The organism is Rhodoferax sp. BLA1 (genome assembly GCF_013416775.1).
Classification (GTDB): Bacteria; Pseudomonadota; Gammaproteobacteria; order Burkholderiales; family Burkholderiaceae_C; genus Rhodoferax.
The window spans coordinates 373,503-396,470 of record NZ_SZVI01000012.1 but is presented as its reverse complement, the minus strand read 5'-3'; the positions used below and the strand labels follow the sequence as shown (position 1 = coordinate 396,470).

Genomic DNA, 22,968 nt, shown 5'->3' with positions numbered 1-22,968 from the left:
CTATCAAAAGCATAGGGAGCAAAAAAGGGAAGCAACATGAATAAAAAAGCAACGGCAGGCGCGGAACCTGCAAGCCTGACCAAAACTCAGACGCTGACTGGGGTACAACTTGTACCCCCTTGGCTTGGTTGCCCGCGAACGGCACGAATGGTTGAGCAAATTCGGCAAGGCATACCGGCTGCAGCAAAGTGAAGATTAAAACACTTAGCCTCAATGATTTTCGCGCCTTCCCCGGTCCGGCACCCGCCACGTTTGAGCTGGATGGCAAGAATCTTCTGGTTTATGGAGAGAACGGAAGTGGCAAGAGCTCGCTGTTTCACGCGCTTCGGGGCATGTTCAGCAACGACACACCGCCCAGCCTACTAAGCTTGCGCAACTCGTTTTCAAGTGAAAGCATCGGCAATGTCCGTGTGCAGGTGGCGTTCACTGACAGCTCCACCGCTGCCTGGACAATTGGGGTCAGCGATAAGCCCACACGCATGGTGTTCGGGAGTGCGCAAAATGGGCCATTTGCAGTACCAGTTCATCCTGGTCACACCGCGCCAGTCAATGCAAAGGTCAAAGAAGCCGCCAAGTTCAGTGCCATGCTTGACTATCGCAGTCTGCTCGCCACCAACTACAAGCATGGCGATGATGCGATTAATCTGTTTTACCCGATGGTGTCAGAACTGTTGGCCGGATTTGTTGATTTGGCCACTAACAGGACAATCTGGGAATTGTGGCAGGCTGTCCAGCGTAACCTGCCCACCGTAAATTCCCCCAGATTGGTTAGCAATGCTCTAAATGCTTGCACCCAATTCAACGCTGCTACGAAGCGCGCTATCACCCTACTTTTGCCCGAAGCAGCGGCTATTTTGCATAAACTTTCTCCAAATAGTCTGCAATTGGTGGATTTGCCTTTTGCGGGTGTTCGCTATAACGGGGCAAAAGCTTCGCGGGACAAAGCCTTCGTAGACAAAATGATCGGGCTCAAAATTTCGTACCGAGGTCTTGATGTCGAACGGCCACAAAACTATCTGAATGAAGCCCGCTTGTCAGCACTCGGTCTGGCTCTTTACCTTGGTGCCCGGTTGGCCTGCACGCCACGGACCACGCCCCACTTAAAGTTACTGGTGTTGGACGATGTGCTGGTGGGACTAGACCATTCGAATCGCTTACCTGTTCTCAATGTGCTGAAAGACAACTTTCCTGAATGGCAGATCGTGCTGCTGACTCATGACCGTGGCTGGTTTGACTTGGCGCGTCAGCATTTGCCCAGCGGCTGGACTTGCTACGAAGTGTATGAGGGTGACCAAGGAGCTACAGCCCCAATGCCCATAGTGCGTAGAACGCAAAACCGCCCCGCGCCTGCGTTATTGCAGAAGGCCCGCGAATTATTGGCCCAAGGTTATGTAGAGGCCGCCGCCAACTATGTACGTCAAGCGTTTGAGACTGGACTGCGTGCCGCATGTGAGCTGAAGAGCGTCAAACTTTCTTACAAGCAGGATTTGACTGATCACAAAGCGCAAGACCTTTTGAACGGCCTAAAGACGTGGCAGGGTTCACCCGCTGTCTCAAAGGTTGATTGGGATGCTGCCCTGCATCAGCTTGAGCTCATGAAAGACGTGGTGATGAATCCATACTCGCACCCTAGTGCACCCAATATACCGCGTCAAGAAGTCATCAACGCCGCTGATGCTGTCGACGCATTCTTGACGCTGGCCAGGACCAGATAGTTACGACAGCAATGAAACCATCCAAATGGTTTTGCTATTAAAGTCTGTTAACTAATATTTAAGTCTGTAAAAGTGACAAGCAGCCCGGATGCCGGTGCGTATGATAAAAAACCGAGCTTTTAGCGCTACACCTTGATGAGGGCAGACAGGAATGGGGGGGGATCATCAGTAGATGAATATATGATTTCAGCAGTCCATTCGTGTGCGGTATTGAGATACTCCCAATAGGGCAGACCAGAAATACGGGTTACCTCGATAGATCGGCCAAGCAGGAGGAAGAACCTCATCACTAAATCAGGTGAATCTTTAGCCTGTTGAAGTGCTATCCCGCGTGCGTGCATGGGGTTTGGACACACACCGTCGTCACAGCAGAAGGTGACGAGGTACCGATCCAACGCGAGAAAAACATTCGGCCAAAGATGCGGTTCACGGGAAATGATGTGGTCAAGAAACTGCCCTTGGATAGCAGCGTCGGAAATCGTCCTGCCAGTCACCAACACAAAGCTGAAAATTTGGTGAAGATGATTTGACTTTTGGTCAATTTTTTCGTTGAAACGAATATCAAACGCTCGGCCGCGAGCAGACCTGTCGAGGGATTTTACCGATTCCAGATTTTCCAAGGCGTCATGGAACTTCTTTACCGAGGTAAGTGATGATTTGACTTGGCCTACAGCCACCACTGACTCGCACGGATAGTACCGTGTCCCGCCAGCAGTTTCGAAGTGGGCACAGACAGACAAATCTGCAATGATTATGTCGACCTGCTTGCTCACGGTACCGTTGGCATCAAAGACGAACCCAGTCGAGATTTCGAATCGTTTCGGTAGATAGGCACGGAGAAATGATCGAATAACTTCCTCGCGGTCCGTACCGAGCTCCCCAGGGTGAGCTATCAGCCTTTCGCGAAGATCTGCCTTCATGCGATCAGACGCTAATGTCAGTAGATTTTCGAGGCGAAAACTTGTCACAGGTGGCTCGTGTTTCGCCATGGATCAAACTACCCAAATCAATGGGTACCTCAAAATAAGCCAATGAATGTCGGCTCGGCGTATTGACCGTATCATGAAAACCTCATGGGTGACTTGAAGACAGAATTCTTCTCGGTTTTACTGATTTTTACACCAGTAAAAAATTCCGTGAAACCTGCAAGCCGTGAACACCTGGGGCGCTCAATTTTGACACGCTCAATAGTGCTTCGCCTCCAAATTAGGATAGCATTTTATTTGTTACGATAGGTCTTTATTTGTTGGGATAGAACTTTATTTGATGTCAACAGTTATCAGGCCCAACGCGGGGGCCTATTCCACCGTCACCGACTTCGCCAAATTGCGTGGCTTATCGACATCCGTCCCCCGCGCACAAGCGGTGTGATACGCCAGCAATTGCAGCGGCACCACGTGCAGCATGGGTGACAGCTCGCCATAGTTTTCGGGCATACGAATCACATGCAGGCCCTCGGCGCTTTCGATCTTGGAGTCGGCGTCGGCCAGCACATACAACACACCGCCGCGCGCGCGCACCTCGTGCATGTTGCTCTTGAGCTTTTCCAGCAGCGCGTCATTGGGCGCCACGGTGACCACCGGCATGGCGCTGGTCACCAGTGCCAGCGGGCCATGTTTGAGTTCACCGGCCGGGTAGGCTTCGGCGTGGATGTAGCTGATTTCCTTGAGTTTGAGGGCGCCTTCCAGCGCAATCGGGTAGTGCAGGCCCCGGCCCAGGAACAGTGCGTTTTCCTTGGCGGCAAAGTCTTGCGCCCAGGCGATCACCTGCGGCTCCAGCGCCAGCACCGACTGCAGCGCGGCGGGCAGGTGGCGCATGGCCTTGATGTGGCGCGCTTCCTCTGCATCGCTCAGCAAGCCACGTGATTGCGCTAGCGCCAGGGTCAGCAAAAACAGTCCGGCCAGCTGCGCGGTGAAGGCCTTGGTAGAGGCCACACCAATCTCGACGCCGGCGCGGGTGATGTAGGCCAGCTCACACTCGCGCACCATGGCGCTGGTGGACACGTTGCAAATGGTCAGGGTGTGCAAAGTGCCCAGGTTTTGCGCGTGGCGCAGCGCGGCCAGGGTGTCGGCGGTTTCGCCCGACTGGGTGATGGTGACCACCAGGGTGCGCGGATTCGGCACCGAGTCACGGTAGCGGTATTCGCTGGCCACCTCGACCTGGGTCGGGATTTTGGCGATGCTCTCGAGCCAGTATTTGGCGGTGCAGCCGCTGTAGTAGCTGGTGCCACAGGCCAGGATCAGCACCGAGTCAACCTCCTTGAACACGCGCGCGGCGCTGGCGTTCGCGCCATCAAACAACTCGGGCTGGATGTGGTTGACGCCTTCCAGGGTGTCGGCAATGGCGCGCGGCTGCTCAAAAATCTCTTTTTGCATGTAGTGGCGGTACGGGCCCAGCTCGGCCGCGCCGCTGTGGGCATGCACGGTTTTGACCGGGCGCTGGGCCGGGGTCAGGGACTTGAAGCTTTTGTCCACCAGCCAGTATTTACCAAGCTGGATGTCGACCACGTCGCCCTCTTCCAGGTACACGATCTGGTCGGTGACGCCAGCCAGCGCCATGGCATCACTGGCCAGGTAGTGCGCCTGGTGGTCCGGCCCCACACCCAGAATCAGCGGTGAGCCAGCGCGCGCGCCAATCAGGCGGTGCGGCTCGTCCTTGCAGAACACCGCAATGGCGTAGGCACCACGCAGCGAACCCAGCGCGGCTTTGACGGCCTCAAACACATCACCGTCATACAGGCTGTCCACCAGGTGGGCGATGACTTCGGTGTCGGTCTGGCTCTGAAACACATAACCCTTGGCCTGCAGGCTGGCACGCAACTCGTCATGGTTTTCAATGATGCCGTTGTGCACTAGCGCAATGCGCCCCGGGCGGCTGGCAGCGTCAGCCCCAGGGCCATGGCTGAAATGGGGGTGGGCGTTGTGCACCGCTGGTGCGCCATGGGTGGCCCAGCGGGTGTGGGCGATGCCGGTGCTGCCTTGCAAATGGGTGGTGGCGATCTGGTCCATCAACTCCGACACACGGGCGGTGCTGCGAGCGCGTTGCAGGCCGTTGGCGTACACCGCCACACCACAGGAGTCATAGCCCCGGTACTCCAGGCGCGACAGGCCCTGCACCAAAATAGGAACGATGTTTTGCTGGGATACTGCACCGACGATGCCACACATAAGCTGCTCCAAAAAGTGATGGACTGCATCGTAGAAGCTCAAACAAGAAATATGCAGTCTATTTGTCGATTTTTTTGACTGTATATTTCACAAAACATGATGTGTGTTTAAATATTTCATAAACAGAGTTTTCATGAATGAATAAATCACTTTCTCTACGCCATTTTTTGTTGGCGCTGGCCGTGGTGGCGGTGTGGGGCAGCAATTTTGTGGTGATCAAGCTGGCCTTGGGCCAGATGCCGCCGCTGCTGTTTGCCACCTTGCGTTTTTGTGTGGTGGTTGTACCGATGGTGTTTTTGATACCGCGCCCGGCGGTGCCCTGGCGCAATCTGGCGGCTTACGGGCTGCTGATTGGTGTGGGGCAGTTCGGGCTGCTGTTTGTGGCGATGAACGGGCACATTTCGCCGGGTCTGGCCTCGCTGGTGATCCAGGTTCAAGTGTTTTTCACGATCGGGCTGGCGATGGCGCTGGCGGGTGAAACCCTGCAGCGGGTGCAATGGCTGGCGCTGCTGCTGGCGGCCAGTGGCCTGGGGGTGATCGTGGCCCACACCGACGGCAGCACCACGCTGCTGGGCCTGGGGTTGGTGCTGCTGGCGGCCTTGTCCTGGGCGGGTGGCAACCTGGTGAGCCGCGCTGCCGGGCGCATCAACATGGTGGCTTATGTGGTGTGGTCCAGTCTGTTTGCGGTGCCGCCGCTGGCTGTTTTGTCGCTGTGGGTAGAGGGCTGGCCTGCACTGCTGGCCGGGCTGCAACACGCCGATGGCGTGGCCTGGGCTGCCGTGGCCTGGCAAGCATGGGGGAATTCGATCTTTGGTTACGCCGCCTGGGGCTGGCTGCTGAGCCGTTACAGCGCGGCCACCATCACCCCGATGGCGCTGTTGGTGCCGCTGTTTGGCATGGGTTGTTCGGCCTGGTGGCTCGGTGAGAGCCTGCCGCCCTGGAAACTGGGTGCCGCCGCGCTGGTGATGGCCGGGCTGGCGCTCAACCTGCTGTGGCCCATGTTGCGCCAAAAACTCTTGAAGCGACCCGCCCCATGAGCGCCCTGACACTCGACAACATCGATCTGCAGTTACTCGCCCAGCTGCAAACCAACACGGCTTTGACTAACCAGGAACTGGCCGAGCGGGTCCATGTGTCGCCGCCGACCTGCCTGCGCCGGGTCAAACGCCTCAAAGACACCGGCTTGATCGAGCGCGAGATCGCGGTGCTCAGCACCGACAAACTCGCCAGCGAGCTTGGCCACGGGCTCACAGCGGTGGTCGAGATCACGCTGGACCGCCAGGACCAGGCCGCGCTGGAGGTCTTTGAGCAGCGCGTGGCGCCCATCGACGCGGTGCAGCAGTGTTACCGTGTCTCCCCCGGGCCGGACTTTTGCCTGGTGGTACACGCCGCCAACATGCCCGACTATTTGGCGCTGACCCAGCAGCTGTTCACCGCAGATGCCAATGTGCGCAATGTGAAGAGTTTTTTCAGCCTCAAACGCAGCAAGTTCGGCGCTAGTCTGCCTTTACCGGAGTCGCTCTAACTTATAAGCCTTTTGGGCCTCTAGCCCTTATATAAAAAGGGCCAGTAGCTATGGATTCAAGAGTGATCCGGTGCCACAGGCAGGCACACGGCGACCTCACAACCCTGGTCTGGCGTGGCTGTGATCTGGATTGCGCCGCCCAGGCGCTCCAGAATGCGGCGGCATAACAGCAGGCCCAGCCCCAGGCCTTCAAATTCACACGCCGGATGCAAGCGGCCAAACACCTTGAACAGCGCCTGCGCCTGCTCGGGCCTGAAACCTACACCGTTGTCACGCAGGGTCAGGCGGATGCCTGCGGGTGCAGCGGCCTCGGCCTCTGCAGATGGCGCGGGCTCAAACTGCCAGCCCAGGGCAATCTGGGCCGGGCATCGGCCCCGGCTGAATTTGAGGGCATTGCCCAGCAGCTGCTGCAACACTTGGCGCAGCAGGCACGGGTCGGCCAGCACCGGAGGCACATCGCCTGCCAGTTGCCACAACACATCGACATCCGGGTGCAGTGCCACCAACTCGTCGGCCACCTCACGCGCCAGCGCACCCACAGACACTGGCTGCAGGTCGATCACTTGTGTGCCAAGCCGTGACAGTTGCGCCAAACCGTCAAGCTGACGGGTCAGCAGCTGCGCCGCCTGGCGGATGGTGCCCAGGTGGCTGGCCAGATCGTCCGGCAGGTCGGGCCAGTCTTCGGCAATGATCTGGGCGTAGGCGTGGATGTGGCGCAGTGGCGCGCGCAGGTCGTGTGACACGACATAGGTGAACTCCTGCAATTCGGCGCGGCTGGCATCCAACTGACACTGCAACTGCGCCAGCTGCTCGGTCAGGTCTTGGGGGGTTGGTGAGTCGCTGGCCACGCTCATTTCTTGGCAGGGCGTTTCCAGTTGGGGATGCTGACCTGGCGCGCGCGCGCCACGGTGAGCGCCAGCGGTGGCGCGTCTTTGGACAGGGTCGAGCCGCCGCCCACGGTGCCTCCCGCGCCAATCGTCACCGGTGCAATCAGCACACAGTTGCTGCCAATGTGCACATCGGCCTCGATCACGGTGCGGTGTTTGTTGGCGCCGTCGTAGTTGGCGGTGATGCTGCCTGCGCCGTAGTTGACACGTTCACCCACGGTGGCGTCACCCAGGTAGGCCAGGTGGTTGGCCTTGGCGCCTTTGGCCAGGGTGGAGTTTTTGACCTCGACAAAGTTGCCGATGTGCACCTCGGCGCCCAGCTTGGCGCCTGGGCGCAGGCGGGCAAACGGACCGATCAACGCGCCCGGACCGACCTCGATGGCATTTTTGCTGCCGGGCTCACCCCCCTCGATGTGGGTGAAGGGGTGGATCACCGCACCGGCGGCGATGCTGGCGTTTTTGATCACGCAGTTGGGGCCAATGTGCACGCCCTCACCCAGGCTGACCAAACCTTCAAACACACAGTTCACATCAATGGCCACGTCCTGCGCACAGGTCAATGTGCCGCGCACATCCAGGCGCGACGGGTCGGCCAGGCGCACACCCTGCTCCATCAGCTGCAGCGCCACACGTTTTTGGTAGGTGCGCTCCAGCTCAGCCAGCTGCACCGGACTGTTGACACCGGCCACCTGGGCCGCGTCGCTGATTTTGTGCGCCACCACCGGAAAACCATCGGCCACCGCAAACTTGACGATATCGGTCAGGTAGTACTCACCCTGGGCGTTTTTGTTGTCGAGCCGCGCCAGCCAACTTTTGAGCTGTTTGGCAGGCACCGCCATGATGCCGCTGTAAACCTCGGTGATCTTGAGTTGCGCGGCGCTGGCGTCTTTTTGCTCGACGATGGCTTGCACCGCGTCGCCCTTGCGCACGATGCGGCCATACCCCGTGGGGTTGGCAAAGTCGATGGTCAGCAGCGCGAGTTTGTCACCAGCACAGGCGCTGATCAGCTGCGTCAAGGTGTCGGCTTGGGTCAGCGGCACGTCACCTGAGAGCACCACCACCAGACCATCGTCACGCAACACCGGCACCGCCTGCTGGATGGCATGGCCGGTGCCGAGTTGAGGCTCCTGGCGCACAAAATTGATATCCAATTGGCCTGTAGCCCTTGTCACCGTTGATAAAGCCGCTTCAACTTCAGGAGCGCCGTGACCGGTGATCACGGTCACCTGACGGGCTTGCAACTCGGCGGCAGTGTCCACCACATGCTGCACCAAGGCACGTCCGGCCAAAAGATGCAACACTTTGGGAAGTTTGCTTTTCATCCGGGTGCCTTTGCCCGCTGCCATGATCACCACGTCCAGCGGTGTGTCTGTAAAAAGTGTCTGAGTGATTGCCATGCCAAGCTCCGCGTTGAGTCGTTTGCCGTTTTTTCGCATTATCCGCGCCCTGCTGGTGACGCTGACCGTGCTGCTGCTGGGCGCCTGCAGCATGGTGCGCCTGGGGTACGACCAGTTACCCAGCCTGGCGTATTGGTGGGTGGACAGTTACTTTGACCTCAACGATGCCCAGAGTGTGGCGCTGCGCCGAGACCTGGACACCCTGCACAGCTGGCACCGCAGCCAGGAGCTGCCGCAACTGGCCAAGCTGCTGGCCTCGCTGCAGACCCAGGCCCTGCATGACACCACACCGCAGTTCACCTGCCAAGTCATCGACCAGCTCAAAGCGCACCTGCAGGTGGTGCTGACCCAGGCCGAGCCCGGCCTGGCCACCCTGGTGCGGCAACTCACTCCCGCGCAAATGCAACACCTGGCCCACCAACTGGACAAACGAGAACAGGCCTGGCGCGAAGAGTGGGTTCAGATCAGCCCGGCCAAGCTGACCAAACGCCGTGCCGAGCGCCTGATCGAACGCAGCGAAAGTTTTTACGGCCGCCTGAGTGACTCACAACGCAGCCTGCTGACCAGCAGTGTGCTGGCCAACCCCTATGACGTGGTGCAGGCCGAAGCCGAGATGCTGCGCCGCCACCAGGACCTGCGGCAAACGCTGCAAGCGCTTGTGCAGGGCGGTGACAGCGCCAGCCAAGCGCAGGCGCGGCTGCATGCCCTGCAACAGCGCCTGCTCGACTCGCCCAACCCGGTCTACCGCGCCAATCTGGAGGCTTTCACCCAGGCCAACTGCGCCAGCTTTGCCCAGTTGCACAACAGCGCCAGCCCGGCGCAGCGGCAGCAGATGGTGAGCCGACTCCAGGCTTATGAACTCGACCTGCGTACGCTGTCAGCGCCGCGCTGAACCCACCTAAGATCACCCCATGGCTATCAGCGTTTTTGACCTTTTCAAAGTGGGCATCGGCCCCAGCAGCTCCCACACCGTGGGCCCAATGCGTGCCGCGCGCCTGTTTGTTGCTGCCTTGCAAACGGAGGGTGTGTTGGCGCAGACCACCAGCATCTGCTGCGAACTCTACGGCTCACTCGGCGCCACCGGCAAAGGCCACGGCTCCGACGTGGCGGTGATGCTGGGCCTGATGGGCCACGCACCTGACACGGTGGATGTGGACGCGGTGCCCAGCCTGATTGCCGGTGTGCGCAGCAGCCGTTCACTGAATGTGCTGGGCCAGCACCCGATTCCATTCATCGAGCGTGAACATGTGCTGATGTACCGGCGCGAAGCCCTGGCCGAGCACCCCAATGGCATGAAGTTCACGGCCCTCGATGCCCAGGGCCAGACACTCAAGTCCGCCAAGTATTTGAGTGTGGGCGGCGGTTTTGTGGTGACCGCAGGCGCCGCCAACGAGGCTGTGTTGACTGAGTACCAAAAAGTGCCCTACCCCTTTACCAGCGGGGACGAGTTGCTATTGATCTGCAAGCAAACAGGCTACAGCATCAGCCAGGTCATGTGGGCCAACGAGCGCACCTGGCGCAGTGACGAGGCCATCCACAGCGGCTTACACACCATCTGGCGCGTGATGCGCGAGTGTGTGCAACGCGGCCTGAGCCACAGCGGCACCCTGCCCGGCCCGTACAAGGTGCAGCGCCGCGCGCCGATGCTGGCCGCGCAGTTGCGCGAACGTGCCGAGCGCACCCTGGCCGACCCCTTGAGTGTGCTGGACTGGGTCAACGTCTACGCCTTTGCGGTGAACGAGGAAAACGCCGCCGGTGGCCGCGTGGTCACCGCGCCCACCAATGGCGCAGCGGGCGTGATCCCGGCGGTGCTGCATTACTGCGACCGTTTTGTGTTGCCATCGCGCGGCCAAAACACCAGCGCAGGCGGCCAGGACAATGTGGACAACTTCCTGATGACCGCAGCCGCCATCGGCATCCTCTACAAACTCAACGCATCGATCAGCGGCGCCGAGGTGGGCTGCCAGGGTGAGGTGGGTGTGGCCTGTTCGATGGCGGCTGCGGGCCTGGCGGCGGTGATGGGTGGCACGCCGGAGCAGGTCGAAAACGCCGCCGAGATCGGCATGGAGCACAACCTGGGCCTGACCTGTGATCCGGTGGGTGGCCTGGTGCAGGTGCCGTGTATCGAACGCAATGCCATGGGCGCGGTCAAGGCCATCAACGCCGCCCGCATGGCGCTGCAGGGCGACGGCCAGCATGTGGTCTCGCTCGACAAGGTCATCAAGACCATGCGCGAGACCGGCGCCGACATGAAGACCAAGTACAAGGAAACCTCACGCGGCGGGCTCGCCGTGAATATCGTGGAGTGCTGACGCGCTCAGGCGCCCAAGCGCAGCTCAGCCGCCGGGACGGGTGTCACGCGCGGGCCAAAACTGCCCAAATTGGCCAGCGTGGTGTTGTGGTGGGCAGAGATCTGCGCCGCAGTCAGTACAGCGTTGTCCACGGTGCTGTGGCCGTCGGCCACCAGGGTCACCGGGTAGCCCCGGGCCAGTGCGGCACGCACGGTGGAGTCGACACAAAACTCGCTTTGCAGGCCACACACCACCAGGTGGTCCACCGCGTGTGACAGCAGCAGGTCCTGCAGCTTGGTCTGGTAAAACGAATCACAGGCGGTTTTGTGAAGCCGCAGGTCGGCGTCCGACAGCTGTAGGCGGGCATCGAGCTGCCAGCCATCGGCACCGTGCTGCAGCGGCCCATCGGCCTCTTCGTGCTGGATCAGGATCACAGGCGCACCCACCGAGCGGGCCTGCGCTGACACACGGTTGATGCGATCAATCACAGACGCAATGTCAAAAGCAGCATCGTCACCCCTACATAGGGCGTGCTGCACATCAATGATCAGGAGCGCGGAAGTCATGGCCGTGGTGCCCTTGTCATCAGAGGGCGCGGGGCAGACCGTTCACACCGGCCAGACCACACCGTGGTCGTTGAGGATGGCGTCGAGTGGCATGTCATGGGGCTCGGGTTCAAAGTCGGGCAAAAAGTCGGTGCCAAAACCCAGCCCAACGGTGAACGGCCGGGGGTTGAGTGAAGCCAGCATGCGGTCATAAAAACCGCCGCCATAACCCAGCCGGTAACCACCGGGTGCGTAACCGACACAGGCCACAAACAGCAGCGTGGGTGTGATCACCTCGGTGTCCTTGGGTTTGGGGATGCCGTAGGCGTCGTCTTCCATCGGGCAGCCTGGGTACCAGGCATGAAAGGTCATGGTCTTGTGAACTTTGTCGACTACTGGCAGTCCAATCTTGCGCAGCTGAGGACGCTCGACCAGTTCGCCGTCTTCTTTCCAGCGATGGAGGGCCGGTAGCGGGTTGAATTCCCCCTTGATCGGCCAATAGGCACCAATCACCGTGTCGGGCCGACCCACCAGCCAGATGCGCATGACACGCCGCAACAAGGCCACCCGCTGTTCGCGGTCTGGCAGGTGCAGGCGTTGTTCGAGAAGCTGTTGGCGCAGGGCCTTTTTGTCCTGCGCACGTTGTTCATCAGAGTTATTCATAATCTCCACATGCAGTTCAAGACGATTTTGACATTGATTGGTGCCGCCGGATTACTCGCGGCGCCAATGCTTCACGCCCAAACCTCGGCCGATAACGTTTTGCTGGACATGCAGCAAGCTTTCAGAAAAGGCGACAGTACCCGACTAGCCGCCTTGCAACCGCAGGCCCAAAGCCACATGCTGGCACCCTGGGCCGCGTATTGGACCCTGCGCGCCCGGCTGGACACCGCCACGTCGGACGAGGTCAACATATTTTTTAACCAGTACCGCGGCACCTACCAGGAGGACCGCCTGCGCAACGACTGGCTGCTGCTGCTGGGCCAGCGCCGCGACTGGGCGCGTTTTGCCGAGGCCGCGCCCGACTTCCGTATGAACGATGACCGCGAGGTGCGTTGTTACACCCTGGCCATGGAGAACATCCTGGCCAAGGTGGACCTGGCTGACGAGGTCAAAGCCCAGTGGTATGCAGCCAAGGATGCGGGTGACGGCTGCACCCTGGCCGCGCAAAGCCACTTTGCCGCGGGCCAGCTGTCCGAGGCCGATGTCTGGCGCAAGGCACGGCTGCTGGTGGAGGCGCGCCAGCTCGATGCGGCACGCCAGGTGGTCGCCATCGTGGCGCCCGACGCCAGCGCAGCCCTGGCTGATGCCCTGAAAAAACCCGAGACAATTCTCATCAAACGCCCGGTGTCCAACCAACGCCTGAACCAGGAGCTGGCGGTGCTGGCGCTGATCCGCTGGGCCGACACAGCGCCCGACAGCGCGGCCCAGGCGCTGGAGCAGCGCTGGAGCAAACATCTCACCTACGCCCAGCGTGCCTGGGCCTGGGGCGCGATTGGCAAACAAGCCGCACAAAAACTCTCTGATAGCGCCTTGGCCTATTTCCAACACGCCAGCCCCGAGGCCATGAGTGACGAACATCTGGCCTGGCGCACCCGCGCCGCTTTGCGCCAGCACCAATGGCATGACGCGCTGCAGACCATCAACGCCATGAGCCCGGACGCCGCCAGCGACCCCACCTGGGTCTACTGGCGTGCCCGCGCCTTGATGCAACCGGGCCAAAGCCAGGCTGAGCAGACACAGGCGCGCCAGTTGCTGCAAAGCATTGCCAGCGTGCGCGGTTTTTACCCTTTGCTGGCCCTGGAAGAACTGGGCCAGCCAATCACGCCACCACTCGCTCCCACGCCACTGACCGCCCAGGAAAAAGACCGCGCACAGGCTAACCCAGGGCTGCAACGCGCCCTCAAAGCCATCGCCCTGGGCCTGCGCAGCGAGGGTGTGCGTGAGTGGAACTACAGCACCAATTTGCATGCCCCCGGCGGCATGAATGACCGCGAGCTGCTGGCCGCCGCTGATCTGGCCTGCCAAAACGCAGTGTGGGACCGCTGCATCAACACCAGTGAGCGCACCCGCAACGTGATCGATCTGGTGCAACGTTTCCCGATGCCCTACCGCCAGGCGGTGATTGAACGCAGCCGCAGCATCAACCTCGACCCGGCCTATGTGTACGGCCTGATCCGCCAGGAAAGCCGTTTCATCACCGATGCGCGCTCAGGCGTGGGCGCCTCAGGCCTGATGCAGGTGATGCCCGCCACCGCGCGCTGGACCGCCAAAAAAATTGGCTTGAGCAACTTCAACCCCCTGCAACTCAACGACCGCGACACCAACATCGCCATTGGCACCGGCTACCTCAAGCTGGTGCTGGACGATTTTGCTGGCTCCATGCCTCTGGCAGCAGCGGCCTACAACGCCGGGCCAGGGCGCCCACGTATCTGGCGCGGTCAGGCAGGCAGCCCGTCGGTAGAAGCCGCCATCTGGGCGGAGAACATCCCGTTCACCGAGACCCGTGATTACGTCAAGAAAGTGCTGGCCAACACCACCATTTACGCCGCCATGATCACCGGGCAGACCCAGTCCCTCAAGGCACGGCTGGGGCACATTGGCCCAGCCGACATCAGCACACCAGACAACCGCGACCTGCCATGATCCAACTCTATATCGGTAACAAAAACTACTCGTCTTGGTCGATGCGGCCCTGGGTGCTGCTCCAACAGGCGGGTATCCCGTTTGAGGAGGTGATGGTGCGTTTTGACGCCTTCACACCCGACTCGCAATTCAAGGCGGCGCTCAAACCGATTTCGCCTACCGGCAAGGTGCCGGTGCTGGTGGACGGTGATCTGGTGGTGTGGGACACCCTGGCGATTGCAGAGTATGTTGCCGAGCAGTTTCCCGACAAACAGCTGTGGCCGACCAACAAGGCGGCGCGAGCCCGGGCGCGCAGCATCTGCGCCGAGATGCACAGCGGCTTCACCAGCCTGCGCAACCACTGCCCGATGAACATCGAAGCCCACCTGCCCGACACCGGCGCCCTGCTCTGGCGCGACCAGCCCGGTGTGCGTGCCGATGTAGCGCGCCTGATTGAGATGTGGCGACCGCTGCTACAGGCACACGGCGGACCGCTGCTGTTTGGCCACTTCACAGTGGCCGATGCCTACTTTGCGCCAATTTGCACCCGCCTGCTCACCTATGCGCTGCCGTTGCCAGAGGACATCGCGACCTATGTGCAGCGCGTCTGCGCCCTGGCAGGCGTTCAAGCCTGGATCGATGGTGCCTGCGCCGAGCAGGATTTTCTGGACTTTGAAGAGCCGTACCGCTTGGCCAGCCAGGCCAACAAGCCATAGGCTTAAGTCGCCAGTTCGATGCGGTTTCCGCCAAGTTGCTTGGCGCGGTACATGGCGGCATCAGCAACTTTGATAATTTGATCGGCATTGAGCTCGTCCCTGAAAAACACCGCAACACCCACGCTGGCCGTACACACGTGACGAATACCGCCTGGCTCGGCTTTCTGACCCAACGGGGTCAGCAGATAGGGGGCTGACAAGGCGTCAAGCAGCTTCTGCGAGACCATGCTGACGGTGCCATTCACATCCGCCGCCGGGCCATCGATCTGCCCGAGCAAGACCGCAAACTCGTCACCCCCCAGCCGGGCGACCGTATCTACATCACGCACACAGTTCTTCATCCGTTTGGCCACTTCAACCAGCAACATGTCCCCGGCATCATGGCCATAGGTGTCGTTGATGGGCTTGAAATTGTCGAGGTCAATCAAGATGACGGCACCATGGGCGTTGTGCCGCTTGCTGCTGGCCAGGGCGTGTTGCAACTGGTCGTAGAGCAGTCTGCGGTTGGCCAAACCGGTCAGAAAGTCGTGTGAGGCATGAAAACTCGAATGCAGGTACAACTCTTTGAACTGCTGCTGCCGCTGCAAAGTCAGGCTCAAGTTGCGCATGGCTGAGACACCCCAGCCGATCCCCAGCACAAGCACAACAGACGACAGCACAAGAAGGTAGTTACCGAGGCCGGTCACCTCTTGGATCAGTTGGCTTGACTGCAAATAACGTCGTTCATGGGCCTCAATGACGAGACGATGCACATTGATGTGCAAACTGTCGACCTGGTCCAACAGCCGCTGCATGGCGGGGTAATCGGGCACTGGACTCACCGATTCAAGCACCGGATCGGCTTGCTTGATCAAGGCCTGCGCTTGCGCCAACACCGTCTGAAAGATGGGCGCGTCCTGCATCGTTTCCCGGCTCGCACCGTTGTCAATCATCGAAAACTGTGCGAAAAACAGGTTGTACTGGGTGCTCGCCCGCTCGATCAGTTGCGGCGCATCCGGCCGCATCAGTGCTTCAAACAAGGCACTGCGCAAAGACAAGACCCGCAGTTCAAGCTTGAAAGCATTCCATTCAAAACCGCTGAAGCTTGGGCGGGTCAAACGCTCCAGGCTGTGTGCCTGCCGGTCTTGAAGCCATCCAAAAATGGGAATACCCAGCAAGATCAGCAAAAAGATCACCAAGGCCCCGCGCCTTACCCGGGCGCTCGCCTTGACATCACCTTCACAGCGCAACCATCCAAGCAACCAGGCTGTCACTTCAAAGCCCCGGGCAACTCATTCCACCACCATCTGTGTCAGGTGCCAGACGGATCGTCCGTAATGGACCTCACTTTTAAGCTCGGGCAGATCGTCAAAAGGGTAGATCAAGAACAGGGGGCCTTGGTCCTTGACTTTCAAGCTCACCCCGTCAATTTTTCGGGCAAGCACCGGGTTGAATTGCGTCACGTCCTGAATGGGAACACGCACCTCATAGTTGTCCAGGGCGATCAAGCGCAGCGACTGGCCTTTGGCACCCACCAGCGCCAGCACGGATTGGAGAGACGGCCCGGTGAAGGTACGCAACCCTTTGCGCCAGAATGCGGACGTTTTGATCTGACTCACGGCCATCGCATCCACCATGGCCGCGTCAAACACGGCGGCATTGGCCGAGTTTTTGTGCGCGATGTTCCCGCTGATGGTCAGGATGACAGGCCCCACCGGTTTGGCCAAGGACTGTGCCTGCGACAGCCAAGGCAGCACAGCGGCCAACAGAAACAAGCCACTGCGCCAGAACAGATTCCACCGACATGTCGACATCACCATCCGCCCTGCTCACTTTCTTACCAAAGTTGACCGGTTCTTGTGCCGGATTTGTAACATTCTAAAGCGGCGAAAGCCGTGTCTGACGGCGCCTAAGCTCAGTAAACTGCGGCCATGAAAATCTTCCTTGTAGGTGGTGCGGTGCGCGATGCCCTGTTGGGCTTGCCGGTGAGTGACCGCGACTGGGTGGTGGTGGGCGCCACGCCGCAGGCTATGCTTGACCAGGGCTATGTGCCAGTGGGCAAAGACTTCCCGGTGTTTTTACACCCACAAAGCCACGAGGAATACGCTCTGGCACGCACCGAGCGCAAAACCGCGCCCGGCTACCACGGCTTTGTCATCCACGCCGCACCCGACGTGACACTCGAAGACGATCTGGCCAGGCGTGACATCACTATCAACGCCATAGCTACTCACCCATATGCCATAAGGGCCAACGGCCAGTTTGATACTAAAACCACCCTGATTGACCCGTTCCACGGCCAGCAGGACCTGGCGGCCAAAGTGTTTCGCCACGTCAGCCCGGCGTTTCGCGAAGACCCGGTGCGTATCCTGCGGGTGGCCCGTTTTGCTGCACGGTTTGCCGACTTCACCGTGGCACCTGAAACCCAGGCGCTGATGTGTGAGATGGTGGAAGACGGCGAGGTGGATCACCTGGTGCCAGAACGCATCTGGCAGGAAATCTCACGCGGGCTGATGGAGGCCACACCTTCACGCATGTTCGCGGTGCTGCGCGACTGTGGCGCGCTGGCGCGCTTGCTGCCCGAGGTGGATCGCCTGTGGGGCGTGCCCCAGCGCGCCGACTACCACCCCGAGGTCGACACCGGTGTACACCTGATGATGGTGCTGGACATGGCCGCGCGCCTGCAAGCCCCGCTGCCGGTGCGTTTTGCCTGCCTGTGCCACGACCTGGGCAAGGGCAACACCCCGGCCGACGTGTTACCGCGCCACATCGGCCATGAAGAGCGCAGCGCCCGGTTGCTGAAAGGGGTCTGTGAGCGCCTGCGTGTGCCCACCGAATGCCGCGAACTCGCCGACGTGGTGGCGCGGGAACACAGCAACATCCACCGCAGCACCGATGTCAGCGCCAGCGCCCTGGTGCGTCTGCTGGAACGCTGCGACGCGCTGCGAAAACCGCAGCGTTTTGCCGAGATGCTGCTGGCCTGCGAATGTGATGCCCGTGGCCGACTCGGGCATGCGCAGGCCCGCTACCCACAGCGCCCACGGCTGCTGAAGGTGCTGGCGCTGATGCAAGACGTTGATACAAAAGAGATAGCTAAAAAAGCAATGAATACGGGAGCTAGCGGCCCAAAAATTGGTGAACTGATGCACCAGGCCCGGGTCGCGGCGGTGTTTGCCGCCCTGCCCGACTGAAACCGGGCACCGTGGGCGCTGCACAGACTGACACACCGGCCAGAAAACCCCTCACAGATCAAACTTGGGCGAAATCCGCTGGGTTATGCTTGCAACATGTCAAGTTTGCTGATTATTGAAGACGACGAACTGCTGCGTGATGGTTTAAGCGCCCAGCTTCGTCAACTCGGTCATGCAGTGACCACGGCGGCCGATGGCGAACTGGCACAACGGCTGCTGGAGTCCGACCGCTTTGACGGTGTGGTGCTGGATCTGGGCCTGCCCAAGATCAGTGGCATGGAACTGCTGCGCTGGTTGCGCAAACGTCTGCCCGCGCTGCCGGTGCTGATCCTGACTGCACGCGACGATGTGGATGACCGGGTACAGGGCCTCAACGCAGGTGCCGACGACTACCTGACCAAACCCTTCGACATGGCCGAATTGCAGGCCCGGCTCGGCGCGCTCCTGCGCCGTGCCGCGCTGCCGGCCTTTGGTGGCAGCCTGGAAGTGGCCAGCCAAAGCACCCGGCGCCTGCGGGTCGACGCCACCCTGCCACAAGCCTGGCTGGGGGACGAGCCGCTGGACCTGACCCAGCGTGAATGGGCCCTGCTGTCGCTGCTGGTGACCCACGCCGGGCGGGTGGTCAGCCGTGAGGATGTGCTGGAAACCTGGCAGGCCGAACCCGGCGACAGCCTGAGTTCCGCCTCGAACGCACTGGAGGTCTACATCCACCGCCTGCGCCGCAAACTGGTCGACTCGGGCCTGAACATCCGCAATGTGCGCGGCCTCGGCTACATGCTGGAAACCACGCCGCAATGAACACCGAGGCCAGACCTGCCGGGCAGGGTCTGTCACTCAAACGCCAGCTTCTGCTGTGGCTGCTACTGCCCCAACTGGTGCTGTTTTTGGTGGGTGGCGCACTGGCCTACCGTATCGCCCTGAGTTACGCCGAAAAAGCCACCGACCAGTCGCTGACCCAGTCAGTGCGTTCGCTGGCACGCCAGGTCAAACCGATTGGCTCCGGGCTCTTGATCGACTTTCCGCGTGCGGCGCAGGACATCATCGAACAGGACCCGCAAGACCGAGTCAGCTACATGGTGTCGAGCCCACCCGGGCATTTTTTGCTGGGCAACGCCAAGCTGCCCGACCCCGCCATCACGGTGGCGGCCAACAGCCGTGACGCCCTGCTCTACACCACCCACATCGATGGCAAACCGATGCGCCTGGCCCTGCTGGAGCTGGACTACGGCGAGGCCGATGCGCCGCAACGCCTGCGCGTGCAGGTGGCCAAAAGCCTGGCCCTGCAACAACGCCTGACCAGTGAGCTGATTGCCGACATGCTGGCACCGCTGATGCTGCTGGTGGCATTGATGAGTTTTCTGGTCTACGCCGGTATCTCGCGCGGGCTGCAGCCGCTCAAACGCCTGCAGGCGCAGCTGGGTGACCGCCAGTCGCTCAGCGTGCACGCGCTGTCGCCGATCGAGCTGACACAAGCCCCGCAAGAGGTCCATGCCCTGGCGACGGCGGTGAACCAGCTGCTGTCGGCGGTACGACGCAGCCTGAGCCAGGAAAAACGTTTTCTCAACGATGCGGCGCACCAGCTGCGCACCCCGCTGGCGGGTTTGATCAGCCAGACCGAGCTGGCCCTGACCGAGACCGACCCGCAGGCGCGACAGGACCGGCTCAACAAGGTGCTCTCAGGCGCCCAGCGCAGTGCCCACCTGGTGCACCAGTTGCTGTCACTGGCGCGCAACGAGGTCGAGGTCAAGCTGCAACCGCTGGATGTGGCGGCGCTGGCGCGCGAGGTGGCACGCGAGTGGACACCACGCGCTCTCAAACAGAACATCGACCTGGGTTATGAAGGCGAAGAGCACCTGATGGTGGCTGGTGCAGCCCTGCTCTTGCACGAAGCCTTGAGCAACCTGATCGACAACGCCCTGACCTATGCCGGCCCGGGCGCGGAGGTGACCCTGAGTGCCCGCACCGTAGCCGACCAGGTGGTGCTGGAGGTCCAAGACAACGGCGTCGGGGTGTCTGAACAGGACTTGCCGCAGGTGTTCAACCGGTTCTGGCGCGCCAACGAGTTGCCGGGCGGCTGCGGGCTGGGCCTGGCCATTGTGAAAGAGATTGCCCTGCGCCACGGTGGGCAGGCCCTGGCGCTGGCGGCGCAGCCCCATGGTCTGCGGGTGCAGCTGTTGTTGCCACGCATCACCACACCCCCTGCGCCCGAGCCTTGAGTTTGGCCGCTTGACCTTCACTGCGGGACGCGCGCTGAGCTCATGAGATACTGAATTGTCGTGAAGCCCACGTTGCCATTCCTCAGACTGGATAGCCTCCACCACAGCCGCCAGTGAAACATCCAGCCGTCAACCCGACCCCGTCCACCGTGGTGAAAAGCACCATGCCGAGTGCGGTTGACCCCCAAAGCACAGAGGAGGACAACAACCCCTGGCGGCTGGCGCTGCTGGGTTCTGGTGCTGGCTTCTGGGACTGGAACCTGGTCACCGGCCAGCAAACCCATTCACCGCAGTGGGAGCATTTGATTGGTTACGCCGGCGATGAACTGAAGCTGGACTACCCGACGTTTGTGGCTCTCATTCACCCGGACGATATCGATCACTTGGAAGCCCAGGCCAACGCCTGCCAACGTGGCCAGGCACCCTACTTCGCCGTCGACATGCGCTTGCGCTGCAAGGACGGCAGCTGGAAATGGATTGCCACCCGCGGCATGATGGTTGCCCGCAGTGCCGATGGCCAGCCACTGCGCATGATGGGCACCCACACCGACATCTCCCAGAGCAAAGCCACCGAGCAGGAGCTGGCCAGGCTCAATGCCGAGTTGCACGAGAAGTCCAGCATGCTGCAGACCACGTTGGACAACATCAGCCAGGGCATTTTTCTGCTGGATGCCAACAAGCGCATCGTCGGCTTTAACCCACGTGTGTGTGAGTTACTGGAGGTGCCCCCTGAGTTATTGATGACCCGCCCCACCTTGACGCAGTTCAGTGCGTTTCAGCTCAATCGGGGTGACTTTGGTGAACGTGAGCTGTTTGTGAGTGAGAACGCACGCGCCTACGTGCGCAGCGACGGCCTGGGTGAACCTCCGGCCCACTATGTGCGCGAGACACGCCAAGGCCGCATGCTCGAGGTCAAAAGCAAGGTCTTGGAAGACGGTGGCATGGTGCGCACCTTTGCCGACGTCACCGACTACTTCCGCGCCAAACAAGCGCTGCAGACCAACGAAGAACGCTGGCGCCTGGCACTGGAGAGCACTGGCGACGGCCTGTGGGACCTGACCGTACCCACCGGCGAAGAGTACCTGTCGCCAGGCCTGCTGCGCATGTACGGTTTTGAGGAGGGTGACCTGCGGGCCAGCCTGGCAGACCGTGACCGACACACCCATCCCGACGACCTGGAGCGGGTGCGGCGCGACCGCCAAGCCCACCTGGACGGGCTCACCGCCACCTACAGCAACGAACACCGCGTGTTGTGCAAAGACGGCAGCTGGAAATGGGTGTTATCGCGCGGCATGGTCATCAGCCGGGACGCCCAGGGCCGCGCCTTGCGCATGATTGGCACCCACACCGACATCAGCGAACGCAAGGCGGCCGAGGCCACCATCTGGCAACAGGCCCACTTTGACACGCTGACCGGTTTGCCCAACCGCCGCCTGATGCGTGAACGTCTGGCGCAGGAGATGAAGCAATGCCGACGGGATGGGCTGAAACTGGCGCTGCTGTTCATCGACCTGGACCGCTTCAAGGAAGTCAACGACACCCTGGGCCATGACCGCGGCGACCTGCTGCTGACCGAGGCCGCCCAACGCATCAGCCACTGCCTGCGCGAAGTTGACACCGTAGCGCGCATGGGGGGTGACGAATTCATGGTGATCGTGACCGAACTGCCGCAGGTGGCTGACCTGGAAGCGGTGTTGCACAAGTTGCTGGGCTCGCTCGGCGGGGTGTTCCAGTTGGGGCTCGACCAGGTGTTCATTTCGGCCAGCATCGGTGTCACGGTTTACCCCGATGATGCGCTGGAGATTGAAGGCCTGCTCAAAAATGCGGACCAGGCGCTCTATGTGGCCAAAGCCGCCGGGCGCAACCGCTTCAGCTTTTTCACACCCGCGTTGCAAGAAGCCGCCCAGTGGCGGGCCCAGCTCACCCGGGACATGCGCTTGGCGCTGGTTGAGCAGCAGTTCCGGGTGGTGTACCAGCCGATCGTGACCCTAGCCACGGGGGTCATCCACAAGGCCGAGGCCTTGTTGCGCTGGCAACACCCGACACGCGGCCTGATCAACCCGGGTGAATTCATCCCGGTGGCCGAAAGCAGTGGGCTGATTGGTGCCCTGGGTGAATGGGTATTCCAGCAGGCGGCCGACCAGGTGCAGGCCTGGCGCACCCAGCTGCACCCGCACTTCCAGATCAGCATCAACAAGTCACCGGTGCAGTTTGAAAACCCTGACCCACAAGCCACACCCTGGATCGAGCAGCTACGTGCACGCGGGCTCGGTGGCGACAGCATCGTGGTGGAGATCACCGAGGGCCTGCTGCTGTCCACCAGCGCCGGGGTGACCGAACAGCTGCTGGCCATGGGGGATGACGGGATCCAGGTCTCGCTGGACGACTTTGGCACCGGCTACTCGTCGCTGGCCTATCTGCAGAAGTTCCACATCGACGTGATCAAGATCGACCAGTCGTTTGTGCGCCAACTGGCGCCGCAGTCCACCAACCTGGCGCTGTGCCAAGGCATCATCGCGATGGCGCATGCGCTGGGCATCCAGGTGGTGGCCGAGGGCATCGAGACCGAGCAGCAGCGCGCGCTGCTGGCCGCAGCGGGGTGTGACTTTGGCCAGGGTTATTTCTTCTCGAGGCCGGTGAGTGCGGCCGAGTTTGAACAGATCTGTGGCCAGATCCACGTCCACCCACCTACCGTCAACGCCGCGCTCTGAGCC

19 protein-coding genes are annotated in these 22,968 nt (G+C 61.0%); 11 read left to right on the top strand and 8 right to left on the bottom strand.

From position 1 onward, the window contains the following. Positions 1–188: 188 nt before the first annotated feature. Entirely contained in the window at positions 189–1,715 is a 1,527-nt protein-coding gene (locus FDG13_RS14645; protein WP_180129140.1) for an ATP-binding protein, read from the top strand. Positions 1,716–1,840: 125 nt separating this feature from the next. On the opposite strand, the gene FDG13_RS14640 is transcribed toward FDG13_RS14645, so the two are convergent. Both FDG13_RS14640 and glmS read right to left on the bottom strand, forming a co-directional pair. Next, entirely contained in the window at positions 1,841–2,683 is an 843-nt protein-coding gene (locus FDG13_RS14640) for a DUF6602 domain-containing protein (RefSeq protein ID WP_180129139.1), read from the bottom strand. A 330-nt stretch (positions 2,684–3,013) separates the two neighbouring features. Further along, a complete protein-coding gene (gene glmS / locus FDG13_RS14635) occupies positions 3,014–4,882 on the bottom strand; it encodes a glutamine--fructose-6-phosphate transaminase (isomerizing) (RefSeq protein WP_180129138.1) in 1,869 nt (622 codons plus the stop codon). Positions 4,883–5,019: 137 nt separating this feature from the next. Between glmS and FDG13_RS14630 the strand changes: the two genes are divergently transcribed. Further along, positions 5,020–5,919 (top strand): EamA family transporter, encoded by a 900-nt coding sequence (locus tag FDG13_RS14630; RefSeq protein WP_180129137.1) that lies wholly within the window; start codon positions 5,020–5,022, stop codon positions 5,917–5,919. Further along, complete coding sequence (locus tag FDG13_RS14625; RefSeq protein ID WP_180129136.1) at positions 5,916–6,407, top strand: Lrp/AsnC family transcriptional regulator; 492 nt, start codon at positions 5,916–5,918, stop codon at positions 6,405–6,407. Before FDG13_RS14630 ends, FDG13_RS14625 begins: the two co-directional genes overlap by 4 nt. A 56-nt stretch (positions 6,408–6,463) precedes the next feature. On the opposite strand, the gene FDG13_RS14620 is transcribed toward FDG13_RS14625, so the two are convergent. Together FDG13_RS14620 and glmU are read right to left on the bottom strand one after the other, a co-directional pair. Beyond that, positions 6,464–7,255 (bottom strand): ATP-binding protein, encoded by a 792-nt coding sequence (locus FDG13_RS14620; protein WP_180129135.1) that lies wholly within the window; start codon positions 7,253–7,255, stop codon positions 6,464–6,466. A gap of 2 nt (positions 7,256–7,257) precedes the next feature. Next, on the bottom strand, positions 7,258–8,691 hold the full coding sequence (gene glmU, locus FDG13_RS14615) for a bifunctional UDP-N-acetylglucosamine diphosphorylase/glucosamine-1-phosphate N-acetyltransferase GlmU (RefSeq protein WP_180129134.1): 1,434 nt from the start codon (positions 8,689–8,691) through the stop codon (positions 7,258–7,260). On the opposite strand from glmU, the gene FDG13_RS14610 reads away from it, so the two are divergent. Continuing rightward, positions 8,690–9,583 (top strand): DUF6279 family lipoprotein, encoded by an 894-nt coding sequence (locus tag FDG13_RS14610; protein WP_180129133.1) that lies wholly within the window; start codon positions 8,690–8,692, stop codon positions 9,581–9,583. The genes glmU and FDG13_RS14610 overlap by 2 nt on opposite strands. Before the next feature lie 19 nt (positions 9,584–9,602). After that, positions 9,603–11,003, top strand: coding sequence for an L-serine ammonia-lyase (locus FDG13_RS14605; RefSeq protein WP_180129132.1), 1,401 nt, complete (start codon positions 9,603–9,605; stop codon positions 11,001–11,003). A 5-nt stretch (positions 11,004–11,008) separates the two neighbouring features. Here FDG13_RS14605 and FDG13_RS14600 read toward each other — a convergent pair whose 3' ends face one another. Next, on the bottom strand, positions 11,009–11,548 hold the full coding sequence (locus FDG13_RS14600) for a cysteine hydrolase family protein (RefSeq protein WP_180129131.1): 540 nt from the start codon (positions 11,546–11,548) through the stop codon (positions 11,009–11,011). A gap of 42 nt (positions 11,549–11,590) precedes the next feature. Then, on the bottom strand, positions 11,591–12,190 hold the full coding sequence (locus FDG13_RS14595; protein ID WP_180129130.1) for a 5-formyltetrahydrofolate cyclo-ligase: 600 nt from the start codon (positions 12,188–12,190) through the stop codon (positions 11,591–11,593). 9 nt (positions 12,191–12,199) lie between these two features. Here FDG13_RS14595 and FDG13_RS14590 point away from each other — a divergent pair, with 9 nt between their 5' ends. Both FDG13_RS14590 and FDG13_RS14585 read left to right on the top strand, forming a co-directional pair. Further along, on the top strand, positions 12,200–14,173 hold the full coding sequence (locus FDG13_RS14590; protein WP_180129129.1) for a lytic transglycosylase domain-containing protein: 1,974 nt from the start codon (positions 12,200–12,202) through the stop codon (positions 14,171–14,173). Continuing rightward, the gene (locus FDG13_RS14585; RefSeq protein ID WP_180129128.1) at positions 14,170–14,868 is read left to right on the top strand and encodes a glutathione S-transferase family protein; all 699 of its coding nucleotides are present in this window, start codon (positions 14,170–14,172) and stop codon (positions 14,866–14,868) included. The genes FDG13_RS14590 and FDG13_RS14585 overlap by 4 nt, the downstream gene beginning before the upstream one ends. A gap of 2 nt (positions 14,869–14,870) precedes the next feature. Here the strand turns inward: FDG13_RS14585 and FDG13_RS14580 are convergent, their stop codons facing one another. Continuing rightward, entirely contained in the window at positions 14,871–16,043 is a 1,173-nt protein-coding gene (locus FDG13_RS14580; RefSeq protein ID WP_370528235.1) for a diguanylate cyclase domain-containing protein, read from the bottom strand. A gap of 96 nt (positions 16,044–16,139) precedes the next feature. Then, the gene (locus tag FDG13_RS14575) at positions 16,140–16,661 is read right to left on the bottom strand and encodes a hypothetical protein (RefSeq protein WP_180129126.1); all 522 of its coding nucleotides are present in this window, start codon (positions 16,659–16,661) and stop codon (positions 16,140–16,142) included. 117 nt (positions 16,662–16,778) lie between these two features. Here FDG13_RS14575 and FDG13_RS14570 point away from each other — a divergent pair, with 117 nt between their 5' ends. The 4 genes from FDG13_RS14570 to FDG13_RS14550 all read left to right on the top strand — a co-directional run bounded on the left by FDG13_RS14570 (position 16,779) and on the right by FDG13_RS14550 (position 22,965). Further along, entirely contained in the window at positions 16,779–18,038 is a 1,260-nt protein-coding gene (locus FDG13_RS14570; RefSeq protein ID WP_180129125.1) for a multifunctional CCA addition/repair protein, read from the top strand. A 96-nt stretch (positions 18,039–18,134) separates the two neighbouring features. After that, positions 18,135–18,836 (top strand): response regulator transcription factor, encoded by a 702-nt coding sequence (locus FDG13_RS14565; protein WP_078364341.1) that lies wholly within the window; start codon positions 18,135–18,137, stop codon positions 18,834–18,836. Further along, positions 18,833–20,254, top strand: a complete 1,422-nt coding sequence (locus FDG13_RS14560; RefSeq protein ID WP_180129124.1) for a sensor histidine kinase — start codon at positions 18,833–18,835, stop codon at positions 20,252–20,254. Before FDG13_RS14565 ends, FDG13_RS14560 begins: the two co-directional genes overlap by 4 nt. A 113-nt stretch (positions 20,255–20,367) precedes the next feature. Further along, complete coding sequence (locus tag FDG13_RS14550; RefSeq protein ID WP_218942736.1) at positions 20,368–22,965, top strand: EAL domain-containing protein; 2,598 nt, start codon at positions 20,368–20,370, stop codon at positions 22,963–22,965. Positions 22,966–22,968: the final 3 nt, after the last annotated feature.

Bases quoted from the DNA above. Each gene is read 5' to 3' on its own strand.
- FDG13_RS14610 (WP_180129133.1), top strand. From the start codon at position 8,690: ATGCCAAGCTCCGCGTTGAGTCGTTTGCCGTTTTTTCGCATTATCCGC.
- FDG13_RS14560 (WP_180129124.1), top strand. From the start codon at position 18,833: ATGAACACCGAGGCCAGACCTGCCGGGCAGGGTCTGTCACTCAAACGC.
- FDG13_RS14595 (WP_180129130.1), bottom strand. From the start codon at position 12,190: ATGAATAACTCTGATGAACAACGTGCGCAGGACAAAAAGGCCCTGCGC.
- FDG13_RS14605 (WP_180129132.1), top strand. From the start codon at position 9,603: ATGGCTATCAGCGTTTTTGACCTTTTCAAAGTGGGCATCGGCCCCAGC.
- FDG13_RS14570 (WP_180129125.1), top strand. From the start codon at position 16,779: ATGAAAATCTTCCTTGTAGGTGGTGCGGTGCGCGATGCCCTGTTGGGC.
- FDG13_RS14565 (WP_078364341.1), top strand. From the start codon at position 18,135: ATGTCAAGTTTGCTGATTATTGAAGACGACGAACTGCTGCGTGATGGT.
- FDG13_RS14630 (WP_180129137.1), top strand. From the start codon at position 5,020: ATGAATAAATCACTTTCTCTACGCCATTTTTTGTTGGCGCTGGCCGTG.
- FDG13_RS14575 (WP_180129126.1), bottom strand. From the start codon at position 16,661: ATGTCGACATGTCGGTGGAATCTGTTCTGGCGCAGTGGCTTGTTTCTG.
- glmU (WP_180129134.1), bottom strand. From the start codon at position 8,691: ATGGCAATCACTCAGACACTTTTTACAGACACACCGCTGGACGTGGTG.
- FDG13_RS14625 (WP_180129136.1), top strand. From the start codon at position 5,916: ATGAGCGCCCTGACACTCGACAACATCGATCTGCAGTTACTCGCCCAG.
- FDG13_RS14585 (WP_180129128.1), top strand. From the start codon at position 14,170: ATGATCCAACTCTATATCGGTAACAAAAACTACTCGTCTTGGTCGATG.
- FDG13_RS14590 (WP_180129129.1), top strand. From the start codon at position 12,200: ATGCAGTTCAAGACGATTTTGACATTGATTGGTGCCGCCGGATTACTC.
- FDG13_RS14600 (WP_180129131.1), bottom strand. From the start codon at position 11,548: ATGACTTCCGCGCTCCTGATCATTGATGTGCAGCACGCCCTATGTAGG.
- glmS (WP_180129138.1), bottom strand. From the start codon at position 4,882: ATGTGTGGCATCGTCGGTGCAGTATCCCAGCAAAACATCGTTCCTATT.